This window comes from Polaribacter sp. HaHaR_3_91, assembly GCF_019278525.1.
GTDB lineage: Bacteria > Bacteroidota > Bacteroidia > Flavobacteriales > Flavobacteriaceae > Polaribacter.
Map to the genome: position 1 here is coordinate 1,093,546 of NZ_CP058986.1, position 21,441 is coordinate 1,114,986.

A 21,441-nucleotide genomic window follows, 5' to 3' on the forward strand; every position below is an offset into this window, starting at 1 on the left:
AAAATTGAGAATCTTCTAAAAAGACACCTAAAATTAAGTGTTATTAAAAATTGCATAAAGACTGTACTTCTTAAAAGAAACATTCTATTTATTTTAACCATTAACTACTGTGTGTTTTCTTATTTTTGTAAGAATAAGCATAAATTACTATTTCAACTTTTAAAAATCTATACTAAAATCATTTAATATGACTACAAATATTGTAAAAACTACCTGGAAAGAAAACATGCAATTTGAATCTGATAATCCGAGTGGGTTAAATTTAACAATGGATGCTGGCGAAGAAAGTGGAGGAGAGGGAAAAGGGTACAGACCGAAAGCCTTAATGTTAGCCTCTTTAGCTGGTTGTTCTGGTTTAGATGTAGTTTCATTATTAACAAAAATGCGTGCAGAAGTTGCAGATTTTAAAATTGATATAACAGCAGAGTTAACAGATGAGCATCCAAAGTTTTATAATAAAGTAAAAGTAGATTATCATTTTACTGATACAGATTTAAAGCCAGAAAAAATTCAGAAAGCAGTAAACTTATCGGTAACAAAATATTGTGGTGTTATGGAGATGTTTCGTCAATTTGCTGAGGTAGAAATTGAAATTCATTTACATAAAATTGAGAACTAAGCGATAAATTAGCTATGAGATGGACGTTAAAACCAAAAGCGGATAAAGAAAAGGTAGAAAAATTAGCAAAAGAGTTGCAGGTAGATAAAACTATAGCTGAAATTCTATGTCAAAGAAATATTGAAACTTTTGAGGATGCTAAAAATTATTTTCGTCCAAGTTTAGATGAAATTCATGATCCTTTTTTAATGAAAGACATGGATCTCGCAGTTACTAGAATTGAAAAAGCAATTGCTAATAATGAAAATATTTTAGTTTTTGGTGATTATGATGTAGACGGAACTACAGCAGTTTCTTTGGTTGCATCTTATTTAAAAACGATTCATCCAAATATTGCCACTTATATACCTGATAGGTACGCCGAAGGTTATGGCGTTTCCTATATGGGAATTGATTTTGCACATGACAATGATTTTTCTTTAATTATTGCCTTAGATTGCGGAATAAAAGCTATTGATAAAGTTGCCTACGCAACCGAAAAAAATGTAGATTTTATTATTTGCGATCACCATAAACCTGGTGATGAAATTCCGAAAGCAGTAGCTGTTTTAAATGCAAAAAGAGAAGATTGTACCTATCCTTTCGATGAACTTTGTGGGTGTGGAGTTGGGTTTAAATTGATTCAGGCTTTGGGTAGTTCTAGAGGTCAAACAATAGAAGATTTTATTCCGTACTTAGATTTGGTTGCTACGGCAATTGCTGCAGATATTGTACCTATGAATGGCGAAAATAGAGTTTTGGCGTATCATGGTTTACATGTAATTAATCAAAGTCCGAGAAACGGAATAAAGGCAATTATTCATCAAACGAAAAAAACAGAACTTACCATTACCGATGTTGTATTTACTATTGCACCAAGAATAAATGCTGCAGGTAGAATGAAACATGGTAATTATGCAGTAGAATTATTAACGGAAATGGATTTTGACTCGGCAGTGGAGTTTGCTGCTGCTATAGAAATTTTTAATGCTGATAGAAAAGATTTAGATAAGAAAATTACAGATCAAGCTTTAATACAGATTATTGATAATGAGGAAGAAGACCGTTTTACATCGGTGGTTTTTCAAGAAGATTGGCATAAAGGTGTTATTGGTATTGTTGCTTCTCGTTTAATAGAAAAGTATTACAGACCCACCTTAGTTTTTACCAAAAGTGGCGATAAATTAGCGGCTTCCGCACGTTCTGTAAAAGGTTTTGATGTTTATAATGCATTGCATGCTTGTGAAGATTTTATAGAACAATTTGGGGGACATAAATATGCAGCGGGTTTAACTTTAGCACCAGAAAACTACGAGAATTTTAAAAATAAGTTTGAAGAAGTTGTAAAAGCTACAATTGATAAAGAGTTGTTAACTCCTGAGATTTCTATAGATGCAGAAATAGATTTGTTAGAAATTACACCTAAGTTTTTTAGAATCATTCAGCAAATGGCCCCTTTTGGTCCTATGAATATGCGACCGACTTTTAAAACAAGTTGCGTAAGAGATAATGGTTACGGAAAACAGGTTGGTGCAGATAAAACGCACTTAAAACTCAATGTTTTTCAAGGTGATAATAAAAGAACTTTTAATTCAATTGGTTTTGGTTTGGGTGATAAAATGGAATTTGTTCAGAATGATTTTGATATTGTCTACGGTTTAGATGAAAACATATGGAATGGTAATAAATCGATTCAATTGTTATTGAAAGACTTGAAGTAGAAATAAATGTCATTCCGATAGAGAGATGTAGGAACGATGAGGGATCTAAAGTTTCTATATAAATATTCATTTTAATAAAAAACCCACTCCTAAATTAGAAGTGGGAAAATTGCTATGAAAAAGAAAATGATAAGAAAGTATCTTACCATAATCATTAAGACGATTGTTTTTATTAAAACTTACACTTTATTTTAAAATATTTTAAATTAATTTTCTATAGACATCAAAACCATCCTCAATTCCATAAAAGAAAAAGATTTGTCTACTTTTTCTTTTAGGTCTGTTAAGCTTTTAAACTCGGTGTCTTCTATGGCATTTACCATTTTCTTGTATTTCTTAATATCTATCAATTCTAAAATATCAATATCACCAGAGGGAATATAACTCGCCAAATGGCTTTCTACAGTTCCAGAAGTTAGACTTCTTTCTTTAGCAATATCTTTTATAGAAAGGCCAGATTTAAACAACTCAAAAGTAATTTGTTTGGTAGGTTTCTTATCTTCTTTTTTTTGTTCGTTTAATTTATTGATTCCGTTTTTTCTACAATAATCTTCTATGGCTTCTAAAATTTGTTCACCATATTTTTTTACACGAGTTTTTCCCATTCCAACAGTGCTTAGCAAAGCTTTTTCTGTTCTTGGTAAGTCATCGCACATGGCGTATAAAGTTTCTTGTGTAAAAATTTGAAAATGAGGAATTCCTAAATCTTTTGAAATTTCATCTCTTAATTCACGTAATTTTAAGGCTAAAATAGGGTCGCGTTTAGAGGCTACTGTTTTCTTTTTAGCGGGTGATGATTTTTGTAAAACGGCATTTGCTCTTACTTTTAAATAGTCTTGCACTTTAAAACCATTATTTATTTTTTGAAGCGCAAACAATTTTTCTAATAGCTTTTCTTGTAAGTTGTCAAATTGTTTGGTAAAATCACTTTTTACTGTTTTATTATCTGTTGAAAACTGAATTGCATTTAAAGGTTTTAGAATATTTCCTTTTGTTTGTGTTACAAAATAATCAACGGCTTTGGTAAAGCGTTCTTGAATTTGAGAACTATTTTCTGGTAGTATATTGTCTTCACAAATTTGCGCTAATTGATTTTTAAATCCGTTAGAAACTTTCATTAAAGCTACAACACCATCATCTTTTATAGTTTGTAAATGATCTATAACATCTCCTTTGATACTTGTATGATTCTTGTAAAAAATATCTATCAATCTAGAAACGGGATATAAAAATGGCTGGTAATCGAATAACTCAGAAATTAAATTCAGCTGAAAGTGTTTTTCAGATTCGTTCAAAACACGTTCATCTGGGTGATTTTCTTCTACACTTTCATTAAAAATACTAACTGTTCTGTCATTAATAATTGCACTGCTGGTAATTGGTGTTTTTAAAACCAAACCCTCTAAAGAAGTACACCTACTTAAGGCAACATACGTTTGTCCGTGTGCAAAAGAAGCTTCTGCATCTATAATGGCTTTTTCGAAGGTTAAACCCTGACTTTTATGAATGGTAATTGCCCAAGCCAATCGCAAAGGGATTTGAGAAAAAGAACCAATTACATCTTCTTTAATTTCTTTAGTTTCGTCGTTTATAGAATAATTTACATTATCCCAAGTTTCTCTTTCCGTAACAATCTCATCAATTTCATTGGGACATTGTACCGTTACATTTTGTAACGAAATATCGGTTATAATTCCTATTTTTCCGTTGTAATACCTTTTTTCTGGTGATGAATCATTTTTGATAAACATTACCTGTGCTCCCATTTTCAATTCTAACTTTTCATCATTAGGGAAAGCATTATCATTGAATTTACCAGAAACATCAGCTTTAAAAAAGTAACTTTTGGTATTGAGTTTATTTAATTCTGAACTGTTAATTAAATTGGCTCTATTGTTATGTGTTGTTAAGGTAATGTAACCGTCATCTTTAGTAGGAGAGAAGGTAGGGTCGTAATTTCTATTTAAAATTTCAGCAGATTTTTCTGATAAAGTATCGGTTCTAATTTCATTTAAGATGGTAATAAAATCTTCATTTTTCTGACGGTAAATATGTTTTAATTCTATGGAAACAACATCGGCTTCTTGATACGCTTTAGAGCTAAAAAAGTAAACGGTATTGTAATGTTGTTGCAATAAACTCCATTCATTTGGCCTTACAACGGGTGCTAATTGTTGTAAATCTCCAATCATTAAAACTTGTGCACCTCCAAAAACTTTGTTTCTGTTTTTATAACGACGCATTACTTGATCTATTCCGTCTAGCAAATCGGCACGAACCATAGAAATTTCATCAATAATTATTAAATCTAACGATTTGATGATATCTATTTTAGTTTTAGAAAACTTACGTTGCTGGTTTGTATTTGCAATCTGATCTGGTAAGATAGGACCAAAAGGCATTTGAAAAAAAGAATGAATCGTTACTCCTTTTGCATTAATTGCTGCAACACCAGTTGGTGCAACAATAACCATTCTTTTTAAAGATTCCTTTTTAATTTGATGTAAAAAAGTAGTTTTTCCTGTACCTGCTTTTCCGGTGATAAAAAGATTTCTATCTGTTTTATCTATAAATTGTAAGGCAAGTTCTAATTCAGGATTTTTTGACATTTTTACTTTTTTTTGCAAGGTAATAAATAGCCGTTAAAACAAATTAAACGATTTCAATTTATTTGTATGAACTAAGTAGATTTTATAGGTTGTTCTTTTTTTAAAGAAGTTTTTTAATAATATTAAAATATTTAAAAGGGATGTATTTTAAAGGTAAATCTATCCATGTTGGGTTAGTAACAACGGCTCTTTTATGGCTAAAAGCAAAAAAACTATTTTGTCCGTGATAATTTCCTAATCCACTATTTCCTACACCTCCAAAAGGTAAATTGTGGTTGCTTACATGCATTAACGTATCATTAATACAAGCTCCACCAGATGAGGTTTTTGCTAAAATATCTTTCGCATTTTTATTTTTTCCAAAATAATAGAAAGCCAAAGGTTTTTCATTTTTATTGATGTAATCTATAGTTTCATCAATATGATTAAAACTCATTACAGGTAATATTGGTCCGAATATTTCTGATTGCATGATTTTAAAATCTGCCTGAACATTATCTATAATAGTAGGTGCAATAAACTTCTCTTTCATATCGATTTCTCCACCTGTATGTATTGTTCCTTCGTTTAATAAACCACTTAATCGCTTTACTGCATCTTCATTTACAATACGTGGATAAAAACGACTTTGTTTAATATCATCACCGTACATCAACTTGATGTTTTCTGCAATTTTGTCTAATAATTCAGTTTTAATAGATTCATGGGCAAAAAGATAATCTGGAGCAATACATGTTTGTCCGGCATTAATTAATTTACCCCAAATAATACGCTTTGCAGCAATATCAATATTGGCATCTGCGTCTACAATACACGGACTTTTTCCGCCCAATTCTAAAACTACAGGTGTTAGATTTTCTGCAGCAGCTTTCATAACTACTTTACCAACTTTAGGACTTCCTGTAAAGAAAATGATATCGAAACGTTGTGCAAATAATATGGTGTTGGTTTCTCTTCCGCCATGCACAACACTTATATAATTAGAATCAAAATTTTCTAAAATCATTTCTTCCATTACTTTAGCAACAGTTGGTGTGTCTGGAGATGGTTTTAATACGCTACAGCAACCTGCCGAAATTGCGCCAACTAAAGTATTTATAAGTAGTTGAAAAGGATAATTCCAAGGAGCAACAATTAATGCTGTACCTAATGGTTCGTATATAATTTTACTAGAAGCAGGAATTAAATGAAGTGGAGAAGTAACTCTTTTGGGAGCTGCCCATTTTTTTATATGTTTAATATGGTTGTCAATTTCACCGATAACAATACTTATTTCTGTTAAATATGCTTCTTCTGGTGATTTGTGTAAATCTTGCCACAAAGCAGTTTCAATTTTTTGTTGATATTGAAGAATGGCTTTTTTTAACGTTTTTAATTGTGTTAATCGAAAGCTAATATCTTTTGTTTTATGTGTGTCAAAAAATGACTTGTGTGCTGCTATGTTTTTTAGAATTATTTCTTTTGATGTTTCTTTCATGGTAATATATCTAATTACTGTTTGTTGAAATATTTAAGAATTGTAAAAGCATTCTTTATCACTAAATTTAATAGAAATTAGTGGATTATGACTTTTAAATGCTACTATTATTTTTGTCGTGATGTAATTTTATTTATTACAGCAAAAATTGAGTTATACTATTTAAACTTTATAAGATGAAAAACTATAGATTCCTAGTTGTTACTAAATCTCTCTGTATGAAATATTGTCATTATATAAGAATTTTCAAATAAGTCTAGCCCTGATTGAGCGGTCTGTTTGAGCTCTTTTTGGAAGAATGACAAAAAAGCGAGTAGCGAAAGCAGGAAATAGCTTCAAATAAAAAAACCTTTCTGATTTCTCAAAAAGGTTTTGAATATCTAAAAAGCCAAATTACTCGACTTTATTTTATCTTGTTTCAAAAAGAAACTACATTTCTAATGCTTTTGCTGGATTGTTGTCCATTAATAACTCAACTGGGTTTTCTAAAGCCTCTTTAACAGCCACTAAGAAACCAACAGATTCTCTACCATCTACAATTCTATGATCGTAAGATAAAGCAACATACATAATTGGCTGAATTACAATTCCACCATTAACTGCCATTGGTCTGTTTACAATGTTGTGCATTCCTAAAATTCCACTCTGAGGAGGATTTAAAATAGGAGTAGATAGCATAGAACCAAATACACCACCATTGGTAATTGTAAAAGTTCCACCAGTCATTTCATCAATAGTAATTTGACCGTCTCTAGCTCTAATTGCCAAACGTTTTACTTCAGATTCTACACCTCTAAAAGATAAATTTTCTGCATTTCTAATTACAGGAACCATTAAACCTTTTGGTCCAGAAACTGCTATTGAAATATCTTGAAAATCATTTTTAATTTGGTAATCTCCATCAATCATAGAGTTTACATCTGGAAATAATTTTAAAGCTCTAACAACCGCTAAAGTAAAGAAAGACATAAAGCCTAATCCTACGCCGTGTCTCGCTTTAAAAGCTTCTTTATATTCTGTTCGTAAGTCAAAAATTGGTTGCATGTTTACTTCGTTAAAAGTAGTTAACATAGCCGTTTCGCTTTTTACAGCTACTAAACGTTCTGCAACTTTTCTACGTAACATAGACATTTTCTTGCGTTCTGTACCTCTAGAACCACTTGCTGGTTGCGTTCCCATAGAAGGTACTGCTTTTACAGCATCGTCTTTGGTAATTCTACCGTCTTTTCCACTACCTTTTACAGCAGAAGGAGCAATTCCTTTTTCTGCTAAAACTTTTTTAGCTGCAGGAGAAGCTGTTCCGGTTGCGTAAGTAGCAGCTTTAGGAGCTTCTTTTACTTCAACTTTCTTTTCTTCTTTAGGCGCTTCTGTTTTTGCAGGAGCATCACCTTCTGGTTTTGCCGCGCTTGTATCAATTAAACAAACTACTGCACCAACAGCAACTGCATCACCTTCTTCTGCTTTTAAAGTGATAATTCCGCTTTCTTCAGCAGGCAATTCTAAGGTTGCTTTGTCAGAATCTACTTCTGCAATTGGTTGATCTTTTTCAACATAATCACCATCTTCAACTAACCAAGTTGCAATTTCTACTTCTGTAATTGATTCTCCTGGAGAAGGAACTTTCATTTCTAAAACACTCATGCTTTCTTAATTTATTAATACCAAAATTAATACGGTACTCTATTTAATTATTTTATATTTTCTTTTAACTATTTTGGCGTTTTAACAGGCTTTCCATTATATCTTTTTTACTTCTGTTCTCGATACAAATTTGCAAAAGAGCAAATTGACTCGAACTGACAGTAAAAAAGGATGTCATTTCAATCCTTAACGCGACTTACTCTGTATCAAAAACACTGTCAATAACAGCTTTATGACGTTTTTTAAATCTTGTACTAGAACCAGCTGCAGGTACTGCGTAGTATTTACGAGAACGAACTGTTAGTTTAACTAACTCCATGCGTTCTAACATATAACTCCAAGCTCCCATGTTTCTTGGTTCTTCTTGTGCCCAAATGTATTCTTCTACATTAGGATATCTATCTATTACTTTCTGTATTTTTTCTAAATGTAAAGGGAATAATTGCTCTATTCTTACCAAAGCAATATCATCTCTTTTTAAATTTTCTCTTTCTTCAAGTAAATCATAATAGAATTTACCCATACAGAAAACTATTTTCTTTACTTTTTTAGGTGCTAGTGTGTCGTCTATAACTTCTTGAAATTCACTAGTAGCTAAATCTTGAATCGTATTAACTGCTTTCGGATGACGTAATAAACTTTTAGGTGTAAATACAATTAAAGGTTTTCTATACGTACGTTTCATTTGTCTACGTAACAAATGATAAAAGTTAGAAGGTGTTGTACAATTTGCAACCGTCATATTATCTATGGCACATAATTGTAAGTAACGTTCTATTCTTGCAGATGAATGCTCAGAACCTTGCCCTTCATAACCGTGAGGTAATAATACTACAATTCCGTTTTGTAACTTCCATTTATCTTCTGCTGCAGAAATATATTGGTCAAACATAATTTGTGCACCGTTAGAGAAATCTCCAAACTGTGCCTCCCAAATTGTTAATGTATTTGGGTTTGCCATGGCGTAACCATAATCAAAACCAAGTACACCGTATTCAGACAATAACGAATTGTAGATCGTCATTTGTCCTTTATTATTAGGGTTTGTATTTAGTAAGTTGATACGTTCTTCTGTAACCTCATCACGTAAGATAGCGTGTCTGTGAGAAAATGTACCTCTTTCTACATCTTGTCCAGAAATACGAATGTTGTATCCTTCTTCCATTAAACTTCCGTAGGCCAACGTTTCTGCCATTCCCCAGTCTAAGTTATTCGTTTCAAAAGTCATTTTAGCTCTACCAGCTAAAATACGTTCTGCTTTTCTAACAAAGTTAGCTCCTTCAGGAACTGTAGAAACTACTTTTGCAATACCTTTTAATTTATCTTCATCATATTTTGTGTCGTTGGTAAGCAACATTGCATCTAAATCTTCACGCTCGTATCCTTCCCAAGTAGATTGCATAAATTCTCTTACAATCGATTTTTCCACTTTTTTGGCTTCATCAAATTCTCTTTCAAGCATTTCTTTGAATTCCGTAGTAATTTCTTTTAAATAAGAACCATCTATAGAACCCTCTGCAAGTAATTGTGCAGCATAAATATCTTTAGGATTTTTATGCTTAGAGATTGCTTTATATAATGTAGGTTGTGTAAAACGAGGTTCATCACCTTCATTATGCCCATATTTTCTATAGCCTAATAAATCGATAAAAATATCTTGTTTAAACTTCATTCTAAATTCTAACGCCATTTCCATAGCATGACAAACAGCTTCTGTATCGTCTGCATTTACATGCAATACTGGCGATAAAGTTACTTTTGCTACATCTGTACAGTACGTACTAGAACGTGCATCTAAATAATTAGTTGTAAAACCAATTTGATTATTAACGACAATGTGAATTGTACCACCTGTTTTATAACCATTCAATTTTGCCATCTGAGTTACCTCATATGCAATACCTTGACCTGCAATTGCAGCATCTCCATGAATTATAATTGGTAATATTTTGCTAGCATCACCATTATATTTTCTATCTATTTTAGCTCTTGTAATTCCTTCTGTTACTGCAGCTACAGTTTCTAAGTGAGAAGGATTTGGAACTAAATTCATTTTTATTTCGTTACCATCTCTAAAAGTTTTACTTAACGTTAAACCTAAATGGTACTTTACATCTCCATCGATGTCTTCATCTTCGAAATCTTTCCCCTCAAATTCACTAAATAAATCTCTAACAGGTTTTTTAAAGATGTTAACCAACGTATTTAAACGCCCTCTGTGAGCCATTCCTAAAACACATTCTTTAACTCCGTATTTTTCTGCGGCATCTCTTAAGATAACGCTCATACCTGGAATTAAGGTTTCTCCACCTTCTAAAGAAAAACGTTTCTGACCAACGTATTTAGTCTGCAAGAAACTCTCAAAAGTTACTGCTTGGTTTAGTTTTCCTAAAATATATTTTTTAGCCTCTATAGAGTAGTTTGGGTGGTTGTCGTTTTTATTAAAACGTTCATGCCACCATTTTAATTTTTCTGGGTTACGCATATACATGTATTCTACACCAATAGAATCACAGTAAATACGTTGTAAGTTTTTTATAATCTCAGAAAGTTTTGCTTTTCCTAAGCCTAAAACTTCACCTGCAGAAAATTCTTTGTCTAAATCGATTTCGGAAAGGCCAAAGTTTTCAAGATCTAAAGTAGGGTAATACTGTCTTCTATCTCTAACCGGGTTTGTTTTTGTAAATAAATGACCACGTGTTCTATAGCCATTAATTAAATCGACAACAAAAAATTCTTTACGAACTTCTTGAGGTATTTCTGATGAAACTTCTTCTTCTTTTAAAGAATAATTCTCATTTGCTAAATCATATCCCTGAAAGAAGCTTCTCCAGCTTGGTTCTACGGCATCTGGGTTTATCAAATACTTATCATATAAATCAGCTATAAAGCCTGTGTGTGCTGCGTTTAAAAACGAAAATTTATCCATATTATAGTTTCTACTTTTTTAAAGTATGTAATGCAGAATCAAAAATACAAATTTTGTAGTAAACCCGTATTATTTATTGATAATAATACAAAATACTTTTTTTTGTATTTTTTTAATTTTTTTTTAAAAATTGTTTGGTGAAGTTAAAAAAGGATGTATATTTGCACTCGCAAAACACATTTATGTGTCGCAAACTCCTTCTTAGCTCAGTTGGTTAGAGCATCTGACTGTTAATCAGAGGGTCCAAGGTTCGAGTCCTTGAGAGGGAGCAAAAAAGTCTTATCTTTATTGATAAGGCTTTTTTTTTGTTATAAACTTTTTTAGATTTCGTTTCAGTGAATCTAGGGGTAAAGGGATTATGTCTAATAGTTGTAGGGTTTAATAATTCGCTATAATTATTAGGATGGCTACAATTTTTGGTGACTATGCGTTCATTTTAGTATAGCTGAATAAATAGAGGAAGTAGTTAAGTATTGTGTGTAAATATTAGAAAGTTTAAATTATGATGTTGTAGTTTTTTTACTAGGCAGAAAATACTTTCTTTTTAGTGTAAAAAAATATGAAGAAACATTTGTGCAACTAATAAAAAGATTTATATTTGCACTCGCAAAACACATTTATGTGTCGCAAACTCCTTCTTAGCTCAGTTGGTTAGAGCATCTGACTGTTAATCAGAGGGTCCAAGGTTCGAGTCCTTGAGAGGGAGCAAAAAAAGTCTTATCTTTATTGATAAGGCTTTTTTTTATGCTTATATTTTTATTGATTTTAGACCGTTGTGGAGTGGTTGATTGTGTTGATTAATTTTATTTGAAGTGCAAAATACGCCGTTAAAAATTTATACGCCAACTAAAAGCAAATGGGTGAATCCGATAGATAGTTTTTGGAAATTTGAAAAAGGGGTAGAAAAAGAATAGGTAAACAGTTAATTTGTGTAGTTTATGTTGATGCTTACTTCTGTTTTTTTTATAATGAATATTGCGTGAAGGATAGTAGTGAAAAGTCCGCAGTGAGGCACGATCGAGGACTTGTAATGGATAGCCTGACCATTTTGAAGCTAAATCGTTTGTTGTTATAAATGATGTTCTTTTAAAAATGGGCACGCCCAAAATATTGTTACTATTTTAAAGTAAAAAAAAACTCATCAATAATTTAATTGATGAGTTTTGATATATTCTCGTTACAATTCCAAAAATACGGAATCATTAGAGTTGATAGTTTGGATAAATTACATAGCAACTAAATCGCCAGTAACATCTTTAGAAGGTAATTCTGTTTTACCCATTAAAAATAAATCTACTTGTCTTGCTGCTTCTCTTCCTTCAGAAATTGCCCAAACAATTAAAGACTGTCCGCGACGCATATCTCCTGCTGTAAAGATGTTTTTTACATTGGTTTGATATTTACCGTATTCTGCTTTGTAGTTAGAACGAGCATCTGTCTTAAGGCCTAATTTATCTGCTAAAGTGCTTTCTGGGCCTGTAAATCCTAATGCTAGTAAAGCTAAGTCGCAAGGCCATGTTTTTTCTGTACCTGCAATCTCTATTAGCTGAGGTCTTTGACCTGGAACCATTTTCCATTCTACATTAACTGTTTTTAAAGCAGTTAATTTTCCGTCTGAATCTTTAACAAACTCTTTGGTATTAATTAACCAATTACGCTCTGCACCTTCTTTGTGAGAAGAAGAAGTTTTTAATTGTAAAGGCCAAAAAGGCCAAGGAGTTGTTGGTGAACGGTGTCCTGGAGGTTTTGGCATAATTTCAAAGTTTACCACAGATTTTGCTCCGTGTCTGTTTGAGGTCCCAATACAATCAGATCCTGTATCTCCACCACCAATTACAATTACATCTTTATCTGTAGCTAGTATTTGGTTTTTTACTTCTTTACCAAATACAACTTTTGTTTGTTGTGTTAAGAAATCCATTGCTTGTACTACACCATCGGCATCAATACCAGGAGTTGGTAAGCTGCGTCTTTCTGTTGCACCGCCACATAATACAATGCTGTCAAAAGCTTTTAAATCTTTTACACTATAGTTAACGCCAACGTTTACATTTGTTTTAAATATAATTCCTTCTGCTTCTAAAATAGCAATTCTTCTATCGATAATTCCTTTTTCTAATTTAAAATTAGGAATTCCGTAACGTAATAAACCACCAACTTCATCATCTCTTTCAAAAACAGTTACTGTATGACCGGCTCTGTTTAATTGTTGTGCTGCTGCTAATCCTGCAGGACCAGAACCAACAATTGCAATTGTTTTTCCTGTTCTGTTTTTAGGAGGTTGTGGTTTTATCCATCCTTCTTTAAAGGCGCGTTCTACAATATTTTTTTCAATATTTTCAATAGAAACTGGGTCTTCAATAATACCTAGCACACATGATTGTTCGCATGGAGCAGGGCATAAGCGACCTGTGAATTCTGGAAAATTGTTTGTAGAATGTAGTATCCATGATGCTTTTTTCCATTCACCTTGGTGTACCATATGATTGAAATCTGGAATTAGATTTCCTAATGGACAACCACTATGGCAAAAAGGAATACCACAATCCATACAACGTGATCCTTGTTTTGTTATTTCTTCTTCAGAAAGAGGAACTGTAAATTCTTTATAATTTTTTACACGATCTTTTACAGCAGTGTATGTTTCATCCTGTCTTTCAAATTCTTTAAATCCTGTTATTTTTCCCATGACATTATGCTATTGTTAGTTCTTCGAACATTGGTTCTTCTGTTTCTATACGTTTTAAGGCTTTCTTGTATTCAGTTGGCATTACTTTTACAAAGTTTTTTAAACTTGTGTCCCAATCTGCTAACAATTCTGCACCTTTTTTACTGTCTGTATATAAAACATGTTTTTCTATTGTTGCTTTTAATTCGGCAGCAACTTCTTCAGAGATTTCTTCGAACTCAATAGTTTCTGTATTACAAAGTCCGTTTATAAATGTATTGTTAGGGTCATATACATAAGCGATACCACCACTCATACCTGCAGCAAAATTTCTACCTGTTTTACCTAAAACAACTACTTTACCACCGGTCATATATTCACAACAGTGATCTCCAACTCCTTCTACAACTGCTGTTGCACCAGAGTTACGAACTGCAAAACGTTCTCCTGCAATTCCGTTTATATACGCTTCACCGGCTACGGCCCCAAACATACAAACGTTACCAACAATAATATTATTTTCTGCTAAAAAGTCTGCTTTTGCGGGTTTCTTAATAATTAATTTGGCTCCAGATAAACCTTTACCTAAATAATCATTTGTGTTACCGTCTAAGATAAATGTTAATCCATGAGCACCAAATGCTCCAAAACTTTGACCTGCAGATCCTGTAAAGTTGATGTTTAATGTGTCTTCTGGTAAACCTAAGTGACCATAGATTTTAGAGATTTCATGACTTACAATGGCTCCAACAGTACGATTTGTATTTTTAATTGGATATGCTAAATTCATTTTTTCTTTTCTATATAAAGCTCTGTGAGAATCTTTTAATATAGTAAAGTCTAAAACTCCTTCTAAGTTGTGGTCTTGCTTTTCAGTATTCTTAACAATCATGCTTCTATAAGCAGTTGGTCTGTGTAAAATACTAGATAAATCTAAACCTTTTGCTTTATAGTGATTTATTGCTTTGTTTGCGTTAATTTTATGAGTCTGGCCCACCATTTCATCTAGTGTTCTAAAGCCTAGTTGCGCCATAATTGCTCTTAATTCTTCTGCAATATAGAAGAAGAAGTTAATTACGTGTTCTGGTGTTCCTTTAAAGTTTTTACGTAACTCTTTATCTTGAGTAGCAATACCAACCGGACAAGTGTTTAAGTGACATTTACGCATCATGATACAACCTGAAGCAACTAAAGGAGCGGTTGCAAAACCAAACTCTTCAGCACCTAGTAAAGCTGCAATAGCAACATCACGACCTGTTTTTAATTGTCCGTCACATTCTACAACAATTCTACTTCTTAAATCATTAAGAACTAAAGTTTGTTGTGCTTCAGCTAAACCAAGTTCCCAAGGTAAACCAGCGTGTTTTAATGAGGTAAGAGGAGATGCTCCGGTACCACCATCGTAACCAGCAATTAGTACAACATCTGCTTTTGCTTTGGCAACACCTGCGGCAATAGTACCAACACCAACTTCAGAAACTAACTTTACATTAATTCTAGCGTCTCTGTTTGCATTCTTTAAATCGTAGATTAATTGTGCTAAATCTTCAATAGAATAAATATCGTGGTGTGGAGGAGGAGAAATCAATCCAACAAAAGGAGTTGAGTTTCTTGCAGCTGCAATCCAAGGTAAAACTTTGGCTCCGGGTAATTGACCACCTTCACCAGGTTTTGCTCCTTGAGCCATTTTAATTTGTATTTCTTTTGCGCTTGATAGGTAATGAGAAGTTACTCCAAATCTACCAGAAGCTACTTGCTTAATGGCAGAGTTTCTGCTGTCTCCATTAATATCTTTTTGAAAACGTTTTCTGTCTTCACCACCTTCACCAGAATTAGATTTTCCTCCAATTCTATTCATGGCAATCGCTAAATTTTCATGTGCTTCTCTAGAGATAGATCCGTAAGACATGGCACCCGTTTTAAAACGTTTTACAATGTCTGTCCAAGGTTCTACTTCTTCTAATGGAATAGGGTCTAAGTTGTCGAACTGAAACAAACCACGAATTGTCATTAAACTTTCTGACTGTTCGTTGATTGTTTTGGCGTATACATCATAACTCGCTTGATCACTTAAACGTACAGCTTGCTGTAATTTTGCAACTGTTGTTGGATTAAATAAGTGGCGTTCACCATTTCTTCTCCATCTGTAATCTCCACCAACATTTAAACCTAAGTTTTTGTCAATTTGATTGTCTGGATATGCTTGTTTATAGCGTTGATCAATTTCTTTTTCAACTTCATATAAACCAATACCTTCAATTCTTGAGGCTGTATAAGGGAAGTATTTTTCTACAAATTGCGAGTTAAAACCTACAATTTCGAAAATTTGAGAACCTCTATAAGAATGTAGTGTAGAGATTCCAATTTTGTTCATTACTTTTAAAATTCCTTTACCAATCGCTTGGTTGAAATTATCTACAGCTTTTTGCTCGTCCATACCAGTTATGAAGCCTTCTTTAACTTGCATTCTGATAATTTCATTAACCATATATGGGTTTACAGCACTAGCGCCATAACCAAATAAAGTTGCAAAATGATGTGGTTCACGTGGTTCTGCAGATTCAATAATAATATCGAAATAAGAACGCTTACGTAAACGGTTTAATTGATGATTTACAAAAGAACATGCTAATAAAGCAGGAATAGGAGCAAACTCTTGGTTTACACCACGGTCAGATAATATAATGATGTTATTTTTTTCTTCAATTGCTTTTTCAACCTGAATAACAATTGCGTCTAAAGCATCCTCAAGTCCGTTTAATCCTTGTGCTTTTGGATATAAAATTTCAATAGTTTTTGCTTTGAAACTTTCAATATCTATATTTCTTATTTTTTCTAAATCGGCATTAGAAATAACAGGGTTCTGAATTCTTAATTTTCTACACTGTCTGTTTGTAATGCTGAAAATATTTCTATCTTTTCCTAAATTTAAACTAATATCAGTTACAATTTCTTCACGAATACCATCTAAAGGTGGGTTGGTAACTTGTGCGAAAAGTTGTTTAAAGTAGTTTGAGATTAATTGGGGTCTGTCTGATAAAACGGCTAAAGGTGTATCAATTCCCATTGATCCTAAAGCTTCTTTACCAACAATTGCCATTGGTGTAATTACTTCTTGAATATCTTCAAAAGTATAATTAAATAAACGTTGACGCGTTTTTACATCAATGGTTTCAATTGGGCAAGTTTCACCGTTATAAGGAACATCTTTTAAGTGTAAACGAGATTTGTCTAACCATTTTTGATACGGTCTTTCAGAAACAATTTTACTTTTTATTTCTTCATCCTGAATAATTCTACCTTCATTCATGTCTACCAAGAACATTTTTCCTGGTTCCAATCTTCCGTGTTCTTTTACGTCTTCTGGCGCAACATCTACAACACCAATTTCTGATGACATAATTAAGCTACCACTTTTTGTAACCGTATATCTAGATGGTCTTAAACCATTTCTATCTAATAAGGCTCCAATATAATCTCCATCTGTAAAAGGTACAGAAGCAGGTCCATCCCAAGGCTCCATAATACAGCCGTTGTATTCGTAAAAAGCTTTACGCTCTTTAGACATGGTTTTATGTTTTTCCCAAGCTTCAGGAATCATCATCATCATAATTTCTGGTAATGAACGACCGGTGTGAGTTAATAGTTCAACAACCATATCCATAGAAGCAGAATCTGATTTTCCTGGTAATATAATTGGGAATAATTTGTCTATTTGTGGTCCAAAAACATCACTTTTCATGATTTCTTCTCGAACTCTCATTCTACTAACATTACCACGTAAAGTGTTAATTTCACCATTCTGACACATGTGTCTAAATGGTTGTGCTAACTCCCAAGTTGGCATTGTATTGGTAGAAAAACGTTGGTGTACTAATGCCAAACGTGTTACTAAATCTATTTCTTGTAAATCTTTATAGTAAGGTCCAATATCTTCTGGCATAATAATACCTTTGTAGATGATTGTAGTAGTAGATAAACTTGGAATGTAAAAATATTTACTTTCAGAAATTTTAGATTTTCTGATGGTATGTTCTGCTATTTTTCTAGCAGCATATAATTTAGCTTTAAAGGTAGCTTCTTCAATTTCTTCGGTTTTACCGATAAATAATTGTTCAATAATAGGTTCTGATGCTAAAGCAATTTCTCCTAATTGAGAAGGGTCTACAGGAACTTCTCTCCATCCTAAAATGGCAAGTCCTTGTTGTTTTATTTCTTTTTCAAATGTGGTTTTACAGAAATTATATTGGTTGTCTACTTTTGGAAGAAACACCATTCCAACAGCATATTCGCGTTGTTCGGGTATAGGAAAATTACAGACTCGTTTAAAATAGTCATGAGGTATGTCTATTAAAATTCCAGCTCCATCTCCTGTCTTTCCATCTGCACTAACACCTCCTCTATGTTCTAGTTTTACTAGAATTTCTAGGGCGTCATGTATAATTTGATTTGTTTTATCTCCATTCAAATTACAGATAAAACCAGCACCGCAATTTTCGTGTTCAAACTCTGGTAAGTATAATCCTTGTTTCTCCATATTGTGTTCAATTATATATACAAATCTATGTATTTTATTGAAAAGGATTCAGTATTCTCGCTGTTTTAATGTGATTTTTATGATGAAAACAATAAAACCGTGTAAAAAAATTACTTATGACAATCTAAGGGAATTTTATTATCATATTCATAAAATAAGAAAAAAGTCCACAAATTTTTAAATTTGCAGACTTTTAACGTCATTTTAATTAAGTGACTAGTGCTCGTTTAAACGAAAATCAGGGTATGCATCCATACCGTGTTCATGAACATCTAATCCTTCTAATTCTTCTTTTTCACTAACTCTAATTCCCATTGTTTTCTTTAGAGTGTATATAATGATAAACGAAGTTACTAAGCAAAATACTGCATAAGAAGCTACTCCGATTAGTTGGCTAATAAATTGATCTACACCTGCAAGGTTACCAAATAAACCTACTGCTAAAGTTCCCCAAATACCACATATTAAGTGAACAGCAATAGCACCAACTGGGTCATCTAATTTTAATTTATCTATTAGGCTAACCGCAAAAACAATAATTACACCAGCAATAGCGCCAATTAAAATAGCGTCTGTAGGAGACATTTGATCTGCTCCCGCGGTAATACCAACTAATCCTCCTAAAATACCATTTAAGAACATTGTTAAATCTAAATTTTTATACATTATAGTAGAAACGATAGCGGCTACAACTCCACCTGCAGCTGCAGATAAACAAGTAGTTACTAAAGTTAAAGATGTTAATCCAGGATCTGCAGATAAAACAGAACCACCATTAAAACCAAACCATCCTAACCAAAGTATTAAAACACCAGCGGTTGCTAAAGGTATGTTATGACCAGGGATTGCTTGTATTTCTCCTTTTTTGAATTTTCCTATTCTAGCTCCTAATAAGCAAACAGCTACTACAGCTGCCCATCCACCAACGGAGTGTACTAATGTAGATCCTGCAAAATCGTAAAAAGGTGTTGATAATTGATCTAAAAATCCACCACCCCATTTCCAAGAACCTGCAATTGGGTAAACGATACCTACGTATATTACGGCGAATATCATAAATGGAAGTATTTTCATTCTTTCGGCAACAGCACCAGAAACTATGGTTGCAGCAGTTGCAGCAAACATTCCTTGAAATAAGAAATCAGTCCAGTAAGTGTAACCTTCATTGTAAGTAAGGTCTAAAGCGCCTTCTGCTGTTAATGGAGATGATAGTCCAAATCCTGCAAAACCAAAAATTCCAGATGAACCTTCTGCGAAGCCAGGGTACATTAAATTGAAACCTACTAATGCATATAGTAAAAGTCCGGTTGTGATGATGAATATATTTTTAAAAAGAATGTTAAGTGTGTTTTTCTGTCTTGTTAAACCAATTTCTAAAAATGCAAAACCTAAATGCATAAAGAAAACTAGTGCTGTACAGATCATCATCCATACATTGTTAATTGTTAATAATTCCATGTGTTTTTTATTTTGATTTTTTCTTTAAAGTTTCACCACCTTTTTCTCCGGTTCTTATTCTGTATACTTCCGTTACGTCTGATACGAAAATCTTACCATCACCAACATCTCCTGTGGCAGCCGATTTAAGTAAAGCGTCTATGGTTATTTGTTCAAAATCATCATTTACTACTATGGATACGTGTCTACGTTGTATGTCGCTAGTGCTATAGCTTACGCCTCTGTATACGTGTCCTTCTTTTTCGTTTCCTAAACCAGTAACGTCCCAATAAGAAAAGAAATTTACATCTACTGCGTGTAATGCTTCTTTTACAGCGCTGAATTTGGATTTTCTTATAATCGCTTCTATTTTTTTCATGATATAGTTAATTGTTAATTATTTATTTAGTTTATTCTTTTTTGTATGAAAATCACATAACTTACTTTAGCAAGTTATGTGATTTTTTAAGAATAATAATAACTAAACTGTTTTTTGATATTTTATTTATCGTCAAATTCTCTTTGTCTAACTCCTGGGTATGCGATAGATCCGTGTTCATGAACATCCAATCCTTCGATTTCTACCTCTTTACTTACACGTAATCCCATTGTTGCTTTTAAGATTCCAAGAACAATAAATGATAAACCAATTGCCCAAGCAGCGTATGCTAATACTCCAGTTGCTTGAACTCCTAATTGACCAGCGCCACCACCATTGAATAATCCAATAGCTGTGTCTCCGTCAACTCCCCAAAGACCAATAACTAAAGTTCCCCATGCACCGGCAACACCATGTACAGAAGCGGCTCCAATAGCATCGTCAATTTTTAATTTCTTTTCTATAAATTCAATTGCAAATACTACAAGAATACCTCCAATTAAACCTGCTAATACAGCACCTCCGGCAGTCATGTTACCACAACCAGCAGTAATACTAACTAATCCTGCAAGTACACCATTTAAAGTTTGACCTAAGTTTGGTTTACCGTACCAGATCCAAGTAGTTATTAATGCTCCTAATCCACCAGCAGCAGCTGATAAGTTTGTGATTAATACTACGTTTGATGCAGCAATTGAGTCAGCGCCACCCCAAGCTAGTTGAGATCCACCATTAAAACCAAACCATCCAAACCAAAGGATAAATACACCTAAAGTTGCTAATATTTGATTATGACCAGGAATAGGTAATACTTTTCCGTCTACATATTTTCCAATTCTTGGACCTACCATAAAAGCGGCAACTAAAGCAGCCCATCCACCAACAGAGTGTACAATTGAAGAACCTGCAAAATCGATGAATCCCATTTCTGTTAACCATCCGCTACCTTGCCATTGCCATCCTCCAGAAATTGGATAAATAACAGCAGTCATTACAATAGAGAAAATAATGTATGTAGAGTATTTTGTTCTACCTGCAATTGCACCAGAAACTATAGTTGCAGTTGTTGCAGCAAACATAGTTTGGAAAAATAAATCTGCTCCTTCGCCTTGAAATAAACCGCTCCAGAAGAACCATCCGTTAGAAGTGTCTCCGTACATTAAAGAGTATCCTACTAACCAAAATGTTAATGAGCCTACACATATATCTAATAAATTTTTCATTGCAATGTTAACTGCATTCTTAGATCTTGTCATTCCAGATTCTACTAATGTAAATCCTGCTTGCATTAAGAATACTAAGATACCTGCGATAAGCATCCAAAGCATTCCCATGTCTCCATTTATTTGTTCAACAGCTTTTGAAATTTCTGTTGCTGGAGCGTCTTGAAATAATGTTAAAAATAAACTCATATTTATATAGTGTTAGTTAGTGATGTATTTTGA

Annotated in this window: 11 protein-coding genes and 2 tRNA genes; 4 read left to right on the forward strand and 9 right to left on the reverse strand. The window is 33.0% G+C overall.

Annotated features, from left to right (window positions below; translation table 11 throughout):
- The first annotated feature begins 187 nt into the window (after positions 1 to 187).
- Together H0I27_RS04460 and recJ are read left to right on the forward strand one after the other, a co-directional pair.
- Positions 188 to 619, forward strand: a complete 432-nt coding sequence (locus tag H0I27_RS04460; RefSeq protein ID WP_218732693.1) for an OsmC family protein — start codon at positions 188 to 190, stop codon at positions 617 to 619.
- Between the two features lie 14 nt (positions 620 to 633).
- Positions 634 to 2,319, forward strand: a complete 1,686-nt coding sequence (gene recJ, locus H0I27_RS04465; RefSeq protein ID WP_218732694.1) for a single-stranded-DNA-specific exonuclease RecJ — start codon at positions 634 to 636, stop codon at positions 2,317 to 2,319.
- Positions 2,320 to 2,525: 206 nt separating this feature from the next.
- Here the strand turns inward: recJ and H0I27_RS04470 are convergent, their stop codons facing one another.
- The 4 genes from H0I27_RS04470 to H0I27_RS04485 all read right to left on the reverse strand — a co-directional run bounded on the left by H0I27_RS04470 (position 2,526) and on the right by H0I27_RS04485 (position 10,975).
- Positions 2,526 to 4,928: a helix-turn-helix domain-containing protein gene (locus H0I27_RS04470; RefSeq protein ID WP_218732695.1), complete on the reverse strand. Its 2,403-nt coding sequence runs from the start codon at positions 4,926 to 4,928 to the stop codon at positions 2,526 to 2,528.
- A gap of 100 nt (positions 4,929 to 5,028) precedes the next feature.
- The gene (locus H0I27_RS04475) at positions 5,029 to 6,405 is read right to left on the reverse strand and encodes an aldehyde dehydrogenase (protein ID WP_218732696.1); all 1,377 of its coding nucleotides are present in this window, start codon (positions 6,403 to 6,405) and stop codon (positions 5,029 to 5,031) included.
- A 429-nt stretch (positions 6,406 to 6,834) separates the two neighbouring features.
- Positions 6,835 to 8,046, reverse strand: a complete 1,212-nt coding sequence (gene odhB, locus H0I27_RS04480; protein WP_208891124.1) for a 2-oxoglutarate dehydrogenase complex dihydrolipoyllysine-residue succinyltransferase — start codon at positions 8,044 to 8,046, stop codon at positions 6,835 to 6,837.
- A 196-nt stretch (positions 8,047 to 8,242) separates the two neighbouring features.
- Complete coding sequence (locus tag H0I27_RS04485) at positions 8,243 to 10,975, reverse strand: 2-oxoglutarate dehydrogenase E1 component (RefSeq protein ID WP_218732697.1); 2,733 nt, start codon at positions 10,973 to 10,975, stop codon at positions 8,243 to 8,245.
- A gap of 195 nt (positions 10,976 to 11,170) precedes the next feature.
- Between H0I27_RS04485 and H0I27_RS04490 the strand changes: the two genes are divergently transcribed.
- A tRNA-Asn gene (locus tag H0I27_RS04490) sits at positions 11,171 to 11,244 on the forward strand.
- 363 nt (positions 11,245 to 11,607) lie between these two features.
- Positions 11,608 to 11,681, forward strand: a tRNA-Asn gene (locus H0I27_RS04495).
- Positions 11,682 to 12,200: 519 nt separating this feature from the next.
- On the opposite strand, the gene H0I27_RS04500 is transcribed toward H0I27_RS04495, so the two are convergent.
- The 5 genes from H0I27_RS04500 to H0I27_RS04520 all read right to left on the reverse strand — a co-directional run bounded on the left by H0I27_RS04500 (position 12,201) and on the right by H0I27_RS04520 (position 21,408).
- Positions 12,201 to 13,664, reverse strand: coding sequence for a glutamate synthase subunit beta (locus tag H0I27_RS04500; RefSeq protein WP_218732698.1), 1,464 nt, complete (start codon positions 13,662 to 13,664; stop codon positions 12,201 to 12,203).
- A 4-nt stretch (positions 13,665 to 13,668) separates the two neighbouring features.
- The gene (gene gltB / locus H0I27_RS04505; RefSeq protein WP_218732699.1) at positions 13,669 to 18,180 is read right to left on the reverse strand and encodes a glutamate synthase large subunit; all 4,512 of its coding nucleotides are present in this window, start codon (positions 18,178 to 18,180) and stop codon (positions 13,669 to 13,671) included.
- 216 nt (positions 18,181 to 18,396) lie between these two features.
- Entirely contained in the window at positions 18,397 to 19,638 is a 1,242-nt protein-coding gene (locus H0I27_RS04510; protein WP_218732700.1) for an ammonium transporter, read from the reverse strand.
- Between the two features lie 7 nt (positions 19,639 to 19,645).
- The gene (locus H0I27_RS04515; RefSeq protein WP_218732701.1) at positions 19,646 to 19,996 is read right to left on the reverse strand and encodes a P-II family nitrogen regulator; all 351 of its coding nucleotides are present in this window, start codon (positions 19,994 to 19,996) and stop codon (positions 19,646 to 19,648) included.
- Between the two features lie 122 nt (positions 19,997 to 20,118).
- On the reverse strand, positions 20,119 to 21,408 hold the full coding sequence (locus H0I27_RS04520; protein WP_218732702.1) for an ammonium transporter: 1,290 nt from the start codon (positions 21,406 to 21,408) through the stop codon (positions 20,119 to 20,121).
- Positions 21,409 to 21,441: the final 33 nt, after the last annotated feature.